This is a genomic window from Streptomyces sp. NPDC057654, from assembly GCF_042800135.1.
GTDB lineage: Bacteria > Actinomycetota > Actinomycetes > Streptomycetales > Streptomycetaceae > Streptomyces.
Map to the genome: position 1 here is coordinate 3,050 of NZ_JBHVHQ010000109.1, position 11,640 is coordinate 14,689.

Annotated in this window: 12 protein-coding genes; 5 read left to right on the forward strand and 7 right to left on the reverse strand. The window is 72.4% G+C overall.

The genetic code is table 11. From position 1 onward, the window contains the following. The 3 genes from ACFU99_RS11740 to ACFU99_RS11750 form a co-directional block, all read left to right on the forward strand. The coding region (locus tag ACFU99_RS11740) for an SDR family oxidoreductase (protein ID WP_384389415.1) at window positions 1-1,116 on the forward strand (1,116 nt) is incomplete at its 5' end. Window positions 1,117-1,226: 110 nt separating this feature from the next. Next, window positions 1,227-2,600, forward strand: a complete 1,374-nt coding sequence (locus ACFU99_RS11745) for a cryptochrome/photolyase family protein (RefSeq protein ID WP_384389418.1) — start codon at window positions 1,227-1,229, stop codon at window positions 2,598-2,600. Then, on the forward strand, window positions 2,597-3,178 hold the full coding sequence (locus ACFU99_RS11750) for a TetR/AcrR family transcriptional regulator (RefSeq protein ID WP_384389421.1): 582 nt from the start codon (window positions 2,597-2,599) through the stop codon (window positions 3,176-3,178). Before ACFU99_RS11745 ends, ACFU99_RS11750 begins: the two co-directional genes overlap by 4 nt. Here the strand turns inward: ACFU99_RS11750 and ACFU99_RS11755 are convergent. Next, window positions 3,175-4,590: an amidase gene (locus ACFU99_RS11755; protein ID WP_384389424.1), complete on the reverse strand. Its 1,416-nt coding sequence runs from the start codon at window positions 4,588-4,590 to the stop codon at window positions 3,175-3,177. The two genes, ACFU99_RS11750 and ACFU99_RS11755, sit on opposite strands and share 4 nt — an antisense overlap. Window positions 4,591-4,670: 80 nt before the next feature. After that, window positions 4,671-4,928 carry a hypothetical protein gene (locus ACFU99_RS11760; RefSeq protein WP_384389427.1) on the reverse strand — a complete coding sequence of 86 codons (258 nt, stop codon included), beginning with the start codon at window positions 4,926-4,928 and terminating at the stop codon, window positions 4,671-4,673. A gap of 103 nt (window positions 4,929-5,031) precedes the next feature. Between ACFU99_RS11760 and ACFU99_RS11765 the strand changes: the two genes are divergently transcribed. Then, complete coding sequence (locus ACFU99_RS11765; RefSeq protein WP_384389430.1) at window positions 5,032-5,946, forward strand: MBL fold metallo-hydrolase; 915 nt, start codon at window positions 5,032-5,034, stop codon at window positions 5,944-5,946. 34 nt (window positions 5,947-5,980) lie between these two features. Next, window positions 5,981-6,289, forward strand: coding sequence for a hypothetical protein (locus ACFU99_RS11770; protein WP_363228951.1), 309 nt, complete (start codon window positions 5,981-5,983; stop codon window positions 6,287-6,289). Window positions 6,290-6,339: 50 nt separating this feature from the next. Here ACFU99_RS11770 and ACFU99_RS11775 read toward each other — a convergent pair whose 3' ends face one another. From ACFU99_RS11775 to ACFU99_RS11795, 5 genes are all read right to left on the reverse strand, one after another. Beyond that, complete coding sequence (locus ACFU99_RS11775; RefSeq protein ID WP_384389433.1) at window positions 6,340-6,969, reverse strand: N-acetylmuramoyl-L-alanine amidase; 630 nt, start codon at window positions 6,967-6,969, stop codon at window positions 6,340-6,342. A gap of 566 nt (window positions 6,970-7,535) precedes the next feature. Next, window positions 7,536-8,039 carry an ATP-binding protein gene (locus tag ACFU99_RS11780; protein WP_384389435.1) on the reverse strand — a complete coding sequence of 168 codons (504 nt, stop codon included), beginning with the start codon at window positions 8,037-8,039 and terminating at the stop codon, window positions 7,536-7,538. A 262-nt stretch (window positions 8,040-8,301) separates the two neighbouring features. After that, on the reverse strand, window positions 8,302-9,069 hold the full coding sequence (locus tag ACFU99_RS11785) for an enoyl-CoA hydratase/isomerase family protein (RefSeq protein ID WP_384389438.1): 768 nt from the start codon (window positions 9,067-9,069) through the stop codon (window positions 8,302-8,304). A gap of 122 nt (window positions 9,070-9,191) precedes the next feature. Next, on the reverse strand, window positions 9,192-10,358 hold the full coding sequence (locus ACFU99_RS11790) for an Ig-like domain-containing protein (protein WP_384389442.1): 1,167 nt from the start codon (window positions 10,356-10,358) through the stop codon (window positions 9,192-9,194). A gap of 304 nt (window positions 10,359-10,662) precedes the next feature. After that, the coding region (locus tag ACFU99_RS11795) for an Ig-like domain-containing protein (RefSeq protein WP_384389440.1) at window positions 10,663-11,640 on the reverse strand (978 nt) is incomplete at its 5' end.

The following is an 11,640-nucleotide window of genomic DNA, read 5'->3' on the forward strand; positions in this document are numbered from 1 at the left end:
CCCCACCTGCGCTCGCGCGCCGAAGTCGGCCGCATCCTCCTCGGCTCCGGCGTGCCGACCACCGTCCTGCGCGCCGCCGTCATCATCGGCTCCGGCTCGGCCTCCTTCGAGATGCTGCGCTACCTCACCGAGCGGCTGCCGGTGATGGTCACCCCGAGCTGGGTGCGGACCCGTATCCAGCCGATCGCCGTCCGGGACGCCCTGCGCTACCTCGTCGGCAGCGCCGCCATGCCCGACGACGTCGCCCGCTCCTTCGACATCGGCGGCCCCGACGTGCTGACCTACCGGGAGATGATGCGCCGGTACGCGTCCGTGGCCGGGCTGCCGGACCGTCTCATCGTGCCCGTGCCGATGCTCTCGCCGGGGCTGTCCAGCCACTGGGTCGGCCTGGTCACGCCCGTGCCCCGGTCCATCGCCCGGCCGCTCGCGGAGTCCCTTCGCTATGAGGTGGTGTGCGCCGAGCACGACATCACGCGGTGCGTGCCCGACCCGCCCGGCGCGCCCCTCACCTTCGACGAGGCACTGTCCCTGGCGCTCCAGCGGGTGCGGGACGCGCAGGTCAGCACCCGCTGGTCGTCGGCGTCCGTGCCCGGCGCGCCCAGCGATCCGCTGCCCACGGACCCCAGCTGGGCCGGCGGCAGCCTCTACACCGACCGGCGCGAACGTACCGTCGCCGCCCGCGGCGACCAGCTGTGGCGGGTCATCGAGAGCATCGGCGGCGACAACGGCTGGCACTCCTTCCCGCCCGCCTGGGCCGTACGGGGCTGGCTCGACCGGCTGGTCGGCGGAGTGGGGCTGCGGCGCGGGCGGCGGGACGCCCAGCGGCTGCGGGTCGGGGACTCGCTGGACTTCTGGCGCGTCGAGGAGATCGAGCGCGGACGGCTGCTGCGGCTGCGCGCCGAGATGCGGCTGCCGGGGCTGGCGTGGCTGGAAATGTACGCGGACGAGGACGACGCGGGGCGGACCCGCTACCGGCAGCGGGCGCTCTTCCACCCGCGGGGGCTGCTCGGCCATGCCTACTGGTGGAGCGTGGCGCCGTTCCACGCCCTGGTCTTCGGCGGCATGGCCCGCAACATCGCCCGCGCCGCCGAGTCCGCCGGCGCGGAGGCCCCTTGACCGCGCCCGCCTCGCCTCACCCTCCCCCGGCCCGTCCTATGGGAGCATCTGCGAGCCACGAGCCGCGCAATTCCGGCAATCTCCCTTTCCCCTGTAAGGAGTCCGCTCGCGTGAGTGTTTCCGTGGTGCTGTTCACCTCCGACCTGCGCGTGCACGACAACCCGGTGCTGCGCGCCGCGCTGCGCGAGTCCGACGAGGTCGTCCCGCTGTTCGTGGCGGACGACGGGGTGCACGAGGCCGGGTTCGACGCACCGAACCGCCGCGCGTTCCTCGCCGACTGCCTCGCCGATCTCGACGCCTCGCTCCGCTCGCGCGGCGGCCGTCTGGTGCTCCGCCGCGGCGACGTGGTGGACCGGGCGTGTTCCGTCGCGACGTCCGCGGGAGCGCGACGGCTGCACATCGCGGCCGGGGTGAGCCGCTACGCGCTGCGGCGCGAGGAGCGGCTGCGGGCCGCGCTGGAGGGGACGGGCTGCGAGCTGGTGGTGCACGACGCGGTGGTGACGGCCATCGCGCCCGGCCGGCTGACGCCCTCGGACCGCGATCACTACGCCGTGTTCACGCCGTACTTCCGGCGCTGGAGCCAGGAGGGCGTACGAGCCGCCGTCGGCGCGCCGCGCACGGTGCGCGTGCCCGATGAGGTGGCGAGCGAGCCACTGCCGTCCCGTGCGAAGGTCACCGGGGTCTCGGAGGGGCTGGCCGAGGGCGGCGAGACGGAGGCCCGGCGGCGGCTGCGGGCGTGGTGTTCCGGCGGTCTGGCCCGGTACGAGAAGGGCCACGACGACCTGGCGGGCGACGCCACCTCCCGTCTCTCCCCGTATCTGCACTTCGGCGCGGTGTCGGCGGCCGAGGCGGTGCAGCGGGCGCGGCGGACGTCGGGGCCCGGCGCCGAGGCGTTCGTACGGCAGATCGCCTGGCGGGACTTCCACCACCAGGTGCTCGCGGCCCGGCCCGAGACGTCCGCGGCCGACTACCGGCCGCGCGGCGACCGGTGGCGCGAGGACGCCGGGGAGATCGATGCCTGGCGCACGGGGTGTACGGGCTTTCCGCTGGTGGACGCGGCGATGCGGCAGCTCCTCCACGAGGGGTGGATGCACAACCGGGGCCGGATGCTCGCCGCGAGCTTTCTGACCAAGACGCTGTACACGGACTGGCGGGTGGGCGCCCGGCACTTCCTGGACCTCCTGGTGGACGGGGACATCGCCAACAACCAGCTCAACTGGCAGTGGGTGGCGGGCACCGGCACCGACACCCGGCCGAACCGGGTGCTCAACCCCGTGGTGCAGGGCAAGCGCTTCGACCCGCGCGGTACGTACGTACGCCGCTGGGTGCCGGAGCTCGCGGAGGTCCCGGACCGGTACATCCATGAGCCGTGGCGACTGGCGGAGCACGACGACGGGGCCCCGGCCGGCTATCCAGCCCCGGTCGTCGAACTCTCCCGTGGCCGCGACCGGTTCGAACGGGCCCGCGCTACGGTAGGCGGATGAGCGCGAGAGGAACCGTGCGCCCCGGAGGCCGGAGCGCACGCGTGCAGGAGTCGGTCCACCGGGCAGTCCGGGAGCTGGTCGAGGAGCAGGGGCGGGACGGGCTGAGCGTGCCGATGGTGGCGGCCCGCGCGGGCGTCACGCCCTCGACGGTGTACCGGCGGTGGGGCGACATCGGCGAGCTGCTGTCCGATGTGGCGGTCGAGCGGCTGCGGCCGGAGGGCCCGCCGGAGGACCTGGGGTCGCTGCGGGACGATCTCCACGCATGGGCGGAGCTGTTCCTGGACGAGATGGCGTCCCCGCCCGGACGCGCCTATATCCGGGACGCCCTGATCGGCGACCCGGACGGCGGCAATGCCGGGCAGTGCTCGGCGTACGCGGCGCAGCAGCTCGCGGTGGTCTTCGGCCGGGCCGCCGAGCGCGGCGAGGCGGCGCCGGAGCTGGAGTACGCGATGGATCATCTGGTGTCGCCGATGATGTACCGCATCCTGTTCCGCCCGAGCCGCCCGCTGACGGCCGAGTACGCGCGTGAGCTGGTGGACGACCTGATGTCCCGCCGCGCCGGCCCCCGCAAGGGTTAGAGGAGCGCCAGCTCCGGGGCCGGGCGGTGCGCCTGCTCGTACGCGCCGCCGACCCGGATCAGGGTCGCCTCCTCCAGCGGCCTGCCGATGAGCTGCATGCCGATGGGCAGGCCCTGCGCGTCGCGGCCGACAGGGACGGAGAGGGACGGGAGACCCGTGAGGTTGGCGGGGGCGGAGAGGCGTACGTAGCTCTCGGAGACCGGCTCCTCGCTGCCGTCGGCCCAGTGGAGCATCGGCTCGTCGGCGCGCGCGGCGGTCGAGGTGACCGTGGGCGCGGCGACGACATCGACGTCCGCCAGCAGCTCGTGCCAGCCGTCGCGCATCAGGGTGCGGGCGCGCTGGGCCCGGATGTAGTCGGTCGCGGGCATGAACTCCCCGGCTTCGAGCAGCAGCCGTACGTCCTCGGAGTACAGCTCCGGGACCGCGCGCAGGGTCTCCTGGTGGTATGCCGTGGCCTCGGGCACGAGCAGGCCCCACTGGGCGGCGTGGACGTACTCGGCCATGGGGATCTGTACGGGCACGGCGGTCGCGCCGAGTGCGGTGAGGGCGTCGATGGCGTGCCGGACGGCCTCCTCGACCTCGGGCTGGACGCGGTCGAAGAAGAAGTTGACGGGGACGCCCACGCGCAGCCCTCGCAGGTCCCGGCCGAGGTCGCGCCCGTAGTCCTGCGGCTGCTGGCCATCGCCGTACGGGGCGGCCGTTTCCCGCGGGTCGTCGGGGCCGGCGAGCGCGGCGAGGACGGTGGCGGTGTCGCGGACCGAGCGGGTGATCGGGCCGACGTGGTCGAGGGACCAGGAGAGCGGGGCGACGCCCTGCCGGGACACCAGGCCGAAGGTCGGCTTGAGGCCGACGACGCCGGTGAGGGCGGCGGGGATGCGGATCGAGCCGCCGGTGTCGGTGCCGAGCGCGAAGGTGGCCGCCCCTGCGGCGACGGCCGCGGCCGAGCCGCCGCTGGACCCGCCGGGCACATGGCCGGTCGACCAGGGGTTGCGGGTCTGGGGCGTGATGGTCCCGTAGGCGAACTCGTGGGTGTGGGTCTTGCCTACGAGGACCGCGCCGGCGGCGCGGAGCCGCGCCATGACGGCGGCGTCCGTGTCGGGCACGCGGCCGGCCCGTACACGGGAGCCCGCGGCGGTGGCGACGCCCGCGGTGTCGATCAGGTCCTTCACGCCGACGGGGATGCCGTGCAGCGGGCCGCGGCCGCGCCCGGCGGCTATCTCGCGCTCGGCTTCGCGGGCGGCGGCACGGGCGGCGTCGGCGGTGACGGTCGCGTACGCGCTGATCTCCGGCTCGACGGCGGAGATGCGGCTCAGCACGGAGTCGGTGAGCTCGACCGGGGAGAGGGACTTGTCGGCGATGGCGCGGGCGGCCTCGGTGAGGGTGAGCTGGAAGGGCTGGGTGGTGGTCGTCATGGCGGTGCTCCTCAGCGGGGGCGGCGGGGGCGGTTGGTTACGCGGGTTGGTTACGCGGCCGGGGCGGGGGCCGGTAGTGGTTACGCGGCCGGGGTGGGGGCCGGGGCCGGCGGGAAGGCGGGGGCCGTGTCGCCGAGGGGGATGGCGCGCAGGACGCTGACGACCTGGTGGATGCCGTTGACGGTCGCCGTGAGGACGGGCAGCCGGTCGGCGGGGAGCGGCAGCCCGGCGCGGCCGGCGAGCAGCGCGAGGTCGTCCGTGGACAGGTCGTGAGTGTCGTGAGCAGGGGTGTCGTGAGTGCGGATGTCGTGAGTGCGGGAGTCGTGAGTAGCGGGCATGCGGCGGCCCGTCCTTCCTAAAAGCTCTTTCTTGACTTTTAGAGACGTTAGACGTCACAGTCGACTAACGCAAACACTGAGCTTTAAGAGCGGAGAGGCCCCCATGACCCGCTGGCACGTAGGCGACGGCATCACCGTCCACCGCATCGACGAGATCGCCCTCCCCCCGGAGACCGGCCCCTGGCTACTGCCCGCCGCGACGCCCGAGGTCGCGGCCCAAACGCCGTGGCTGACACCGGAGTTCGCGGGCGAGGACGGCGGGCTGCGCCTCGCCGTACACACCTTCGCCGTGGAGATCGGCGGCCTGCGCGTACTGATCGACACCGGCATCGGCAACCACAAGACGCGCGCCAACCCCGCCTGGCACGACCTCGACACGCCCTACCTCGACCGGCTCACCGCCGCGGGCTTCGCCCCCGAGACGGTCGACTACGTGATCCTCACCCACCTGCACGCCGACCACGTCGGCTGGAACACCCGCCGCGCCGCCGACGGCTCCTGGCGCCCCACCTTCCCCAACGCCCGCTACCTCACCTCCCGCACCGAGTACGACTACTGGTCGCGCGTCGACATGGAGGAGAGCCGCCGCCAGATGCTCCAGGACTCCGTCGCCCCGGTGCGCGAGGCGGGGCTGCTGGACCTCGTGGACGTGGCCGAGGGCGGCACGGAGGTCGTCCCCGGCATCACCCTGCTGCCCACGCCGGGGCACACGCCCGGCCAGATCTCGGTCACCCTGCGCGGCGGCGGGCACTCCGCGGTCATCACCGGGGACTGCGTGCACCACCCGGTGCAGCTCGCCCACCCGGACCTGTGCAGCAGCGTCGACATCGACGCCGAGCAGGCTGCCCGGACCCGGACCCGGCTGCTGGCGGAGCTGGCCGGCACGGGGACGCTGCTGCTCGGCAGCCACTTCCCGCCGCCGACCGCCGGGCTCGTACGGCGCGACGGCGACGCCTTCCGGCTCGTCCCCGCGCCCGCCGGATCGCAGGCCACGGGCGCTGCCGCGGTCGGCGGATAGGGCGTTGTCAGTGGTGGCGCGTACGCTCCGGAGCATGAGTTACGCAGACCTGCGCGAACTCCAGAGCGCGCTCAGCACCGCCTCGGACATCGCCTTCTCGATCGAATCCGCACCCGCGGCGCACGAGGCCGACCAGCTCGTCGACGCCCTGCGCCGGGCGCTCGCCGCCGCGAGCTCCCTCGGGACGGGCGGCGGCGCCACGGGCTGCTCGGAGCATCCGCGCGGGGCGGTGGACCCGTTGTTCGGTGACAAGAACGACCCGCTGCCGCCGGGGTGGGGCCGCTGCCTGCTGTGCAACGACCGCCGGCGGCGGGCCAGCGCGCAGCGCCGGGGCTGGCGCTGACCCGCGCCCCCGCCGCGGATCGGCGGTAGCTCCGGGCCGCGCCGTACGGCTCAGGCCGCGTTGACGAGCCTCATATACCGGGTCCAGTCCCAGTACCGGCCGGGGTCGGTGTGGTCCGTGCCGGGCACTTCGACATGGCCGATGATGTGGCCGCGGGTCTTGGGGATGGCGTACCGGTCGCAGATGGCCGCGGTGAGCGCCGCCGAGGCGCGGTACAGGGCGTCCGTGAAGTACTCCGGCTTGTCGACCCAGCCCTCGTGCTCGATGCCGATGCTGCGGGTGTTGTAGTTCCAGTTCCCGGCGTGCCAGGCGACGTCCTTCTCGCGTACGAACTGGCCGATGTACCCGTCCGCCGAGGCGACCGCGTAGTGCGCGGAGACCTTCGAGGACGGGTCCTTGAAGATCTTCATCGTCTTGGGGAACGTCGCCTGCGTGACGTGGACGACGACGAAGTCGACCGGGTACGCGGTGGGGCGGTCGGAGACCGTGTAATTGGCGGGGCTGGCCGGGATCCAGTGGAGCGGCGGATAGGCCGGGTCAAGCTGCGGCGCGGCGCTCGCGCTGTGGCCGGTCATGCGGGCGGCCGCGGTGAGGCCGACGGCGGCGGCGCCGATGAGGGTCGAACCGCGCAGAAGGTGTCTGCGGGACAGGCCGGGTCTGTGGTGCTCGTGTTCTGCCATGCGTTCTCCCGAGTCCATAGCTGCTGACGTAGCTGCTGATACAGGCAGGTACATGCCACTCGCTGGCGCGCCTCCATGCTGAGGTTTCAACGACTCCACGCCAAGAACCGCACGGCGCGCGGCGTTTCCCCCACCCCGGTTACAGGAGGTAATTCCGGTGACGCGCAGGGGAATTGGACACGGACATTCCGGCCGACGGCGTGTCCGTCGACGGGCGCTCCACACCCTCGAATACCGGAACCCGATTCCCTTGGCTACATATCCATTCACCCATTGTTTGCAAGGCTCGTGTCACACGTCACCTTTGATTCACTTTCGCTTTGTCCGCTTTGGCGGGCTATTTTACGTCTATGGCCTATTAGCGGGACAGCGCACCGTCTGCCATAGTCGGTCTCACGACCCCCATTGACCCGGGCAAGGTCGACCACAACGCCGTGGACAACACCCCTTTCGTCCGCGGCGACACGCAGAGGCCCCCGCGCTGTCGCATGACGACGGATGGGGGCCTCTGCGTTTTCGCCCCCCCGGAACGCGACGGCCAGGGGCCAGGCGACAGGCGGCAGAGGTCAGCGGTCGGCGGCGCGCATCTCGAACCAGGTCGTCTTGCCGCGCGGCAGCAGGTCCACCCCCCAGCGGTCCGAGAGCTTGTCCACCAGAAAGAGGCCGCGACCGCTGATGTCCAGCTCTTGCACCGGCATCAGGCAGGGCAGCCCCCGAGAAGGGTCGCAGACCTCGATCCGTATCCAGCCGCGCCGCCGGTGCATCCGCAGCCCGAAGGAGCGGGCGCCCGTGTGCCGGACCGCGTTGCCGACGAGTTCGGACACCAACAGGACGGCGTACTCGGAGAGTTGGGGGGACATCCCCCACTTGCGCAGCACCACGCACTGGGTCAGCCGGCGGGCGCAGGCGGCGGACTCGGGACGCGAGGACAACCGCACCTCTCGGGCCGTCGGGTCCCCGTACAGCTCGAACACCTTGGCCGCCGGATCCTCGTCGACGGCCGGCGTCCACCGCGCCCCGGCCGTAGCGGCTCGCGGCTGCGGCTGCCCCATTTCCTCCAAGCCCGCCATGGCACCATCATGGCCGCCAAAATGCCCCTCCGGGGTGGAACGGAGGGATTCATGCGGCCGGAATCCGCCGTTCCGCGCAACCCTCCCGACATATGCCAACGGCAGTTAATCTCCCGAACCACCCCGCTGACCTGCGGTGACCTTTCGCATAGGGAAGATCACCAAACGTCTGCGGGCGGGAAAAATTAGGCTGGCCGGAGCCCGGGATAATTCCCCCGCAAGGAGCACGGCCCGCCGGGCGCCGCCCATAACTCACGGGCGGTCAGCGGAACTTGGCCTTGCCGGGCCCGTCCTCGACGAAGCTCCGCATCCCGGTCTCCCGGTCCTCGGTCGCGAACAGACCCGCGAACCAGCCGCGCTCGATGGCCAGCCCCGTGTCGATGTCGGTCTCCAGCCCCGCGTCGACGGACTCCTTGGCCGCGCGCAGCGCGATGGCGGGCCCCGCGGCGAGCCGGGCGGCCCACGCGTGCGCCTGCCCGTACACCTCCTCGGCCGGTACGACCCGGTCGACGAGCCCGATCGTCAGCGCCTCGTCCGCGCGCACCTGGCGGCCGGTGAAGATCAGGTCCTTGGCCTTGGACGGGCCGACGAGCCGGGCGAGGCGCTGGGTGCCGCCCGCGCCGGGGATCAGGCCGAGCAGGATCTCGGGCTGGCCGAGCTTGGCGTTCTCGGCGGCGATCCGGAAGTCCGCGCAGAGCGCCAGCTCGCAGCCGCCGCCGAGCGCGTACCCGGTGACGGCCGCGACGACGGGCTTGGGGATGCGGGCGACGGCGGTGAACGCGCCCTGGAGGTCACGGGCGCGGGCCACCATCGCCGCGTGGTCCATGTCCCGCATCTCCTTGATGTCCGCGCCGGCCGCGAACACCTTCTCCCCGCCCCAGATCACCACGGCGCGCACGTCCTCGCGCCGCGTCGCCTCCTCGGCCAGCTCGCGCAGCCGGTCCTGGGTGGCGGAGTCCAGCGCGTTCATCGGCGGGCGGTCCAGGCGGATGGTGCCGACGCCGTCGGCGGCCTCAAGATGCACAGTCATGGCAGCAGGTTAGCTGCCGTTAACAGCCTCCGCGCCGGTGCGTTCGGTCACAGGCCACAGCCGCCGGCCGCAGGGGCCGCACCGCCACCATCCGCCACTCCCTTGCCCCTTGTCCCTTCGCCTCAGCGCCGGGTCCAGTCGGCCCACGACATGTTCCAGCCGTTGAGGCCGTTGTCCGGCTGGATCGTCCGGTCCTTGGAGTTCTTCACGATCACGACGTCGCCGACCATCGAGCTCTTGTAGAACCAGGCGCCCGGCGTGGACGGGTCGCCGCCGCCGCGCTGGTCGAAGAGGCCCACGCAGCCGTGGCTGGCGTTGACCGAGCCGAAGGTGCCGGCGCCCGACCAGTAGTTGCCGTGGATGAACGTGCCCGAGTTGGACAGCCGCATCGCGTGCGGCACGTCCTTGATGTCGTACTCACCGCCGAAGCCGACCGTCTCGCCGTTCATCCGCGTCACGTCGTACTTCTCGCTGATCACCATCTGGCCGTTGTACGTGGGGTTGGAGGGGCTGCCGGAGGTGATCGGGATGGTCTTGACGACCTTGCCGTCGCGCTTGACGGTCATCTCCTTGGAGCTCGCGTCCACCGTGGAGACCTGGGAGCGGCCGACGGTGAACTTCACGGTCCGCGTCTGCGTGCCGTACACGCCGGGGCGGCCCTCGATACCGTTGAAGTCGAACGACAGCGTGACCTTGGTCCCCGCCGCCCAGTACTTCTCCGGGCGGAAGTCGATCCGGTCGTTCCCGAACCAGTGGCTCTTGACCGGCACGGACGGCTCGGCGGTCACCTTGATCGCCGACTCGACGGCCTTCGGGTCGGTGATGCCGCGGCTGAACTTGATGGAGACCGGCATGCCGACGCCGACCGTCGAGCCGTTCTCCGGGGTGTAGTGGCCGACGAAGGTGTTCTTCGGCGTGAGGGTGGTGAAGGTCGAGTGCTTGGCGGCCTCCCGGCCGTCCTCGTCCCGCGCGACGACGTCCACCGTGTACTTGGTGGCGGCGCCCAGGTGTCCGGTCGGCGTCCAGGCCGTCCCGGCGGCGGTTATCCTGCCGTCGACCTCCTTCCCTTTGGAGTCGACGACCTTCACGGTCTTCAACGTGCCCTTGTCGGCGGTGACTTTGAGGGCTCCGCTGGTCGCGGCGTCGGCCGTGCCGTCCTCGGGCGTGATGGTCACCACGGCCCGCGACTCGGCCTTGTCGCCGAGCTTCGCGCCCGCCTTCTTCCCGTCGTCCGAGCCGCCGCCCCCGCCGCACGCGGTCACCAGCAGCAGCAACGCCCCGAGCAGCAGTGCCAACAGGCCCTGCCGCCGCCTCCCCGATCCCGGATGCGCAAACAAAGCGGTCGTCTCCCCTCGAACGGCCCGCGGCCCCGCGGCGTATCCACAGCGCGCCACACCGCGCATGGCGATAGGTAACCACAGGGCACTGACAGATCACCTTCCTCGAATGTCACCGTTCGGTCCCAAGTGGGGCCGCTGGTAAGGGCCGTGCGAACGAGCGTGCTGAGGCGCGGCCGGGCGGCGCGAATCGTACGGTCCGTTCCGGCGGCCCCGACCGGCGGCCGAGGCGCCGCCGGAAGCCGGACCGCGGGGCTCAGCGCAGCGCCGAACCGGCCCGCCACCGCTCCCACGGCATGTTCCAGCCGCTGAGCCCGTTGTCCGGAGCGACCTTGCCGTCCCGCGAGTTGACCACCTCGACCACGTCGCCGATCAGCGACTTCCCGAAGAACCAGCCGGCCGGCGTGGCCGGGCTGCCGCCCTCCTCGTCGCGGAGGCCCACGCAGCCGTGGCTGGTGTTGGCGGAGCCGAACGTCCCGGCGGGGGCCCAGTAGTTGCCGTGCAGGAACGTGCCCGACCGGGTCAGTCGCATCGCGTGCGGCACGTCGTCGATGTCGTACTCGCCGCCGAAGCCGACGGTCTCGCCGTTCATCCGCGTCACGTCGTACTTCTCGCTGATCACCAGCTTTCCGTTGTACGTGGCGTTGCCCGGTCCGCCCGCGGTGACGGGGAGCGTCGCGAGCCGCCGGCCGTCGCGTACGACGGTCATGGTGTGGGCGGCGGCGTCCACCGTGGAGACCTGGGAGCGGCCGATGGTGAAGGCGACCTTCTTCTGCTGGATCCCGTACGCGCGCGCCGCGCCGTGCACGTCGCGCAGCCGCAGATCGAGGGTGACCCTGGTGCCGGGCTTCCAGTACGCGCGCGGGCGGAAGTCGAGGCGGCCGGAGCCGAACCAGTGGGCGGCGACCTCGGTGCGCGGCTCGGCGGTGACGCGGACGGCGCGTTCGACGGCGGCCCGGTCGGTGACGGGCCGGTTGAAGTCCAGGGAGACGATCATGCCGGTGCCGACGGTGGAACGGTGCTCGGGCTGGAAGTAGCCGATGAAGCGGTGCTCGGGCACGTAGGTGGTGAAGGCGGTGTGCCGGGCGGCGCGGTGGCCGCGCGCGTCGAGGGCGACGGCGTCCACGGTGTATTTCGCGGCGAGCCGCAGCCCGTCGGGGCCGGTGGGCCGCCAGCGGCTGCCGTCGGCGGAGATCCGCCCCGGTACGGTCCGCTCGTCGCCGTCCTCGATGGC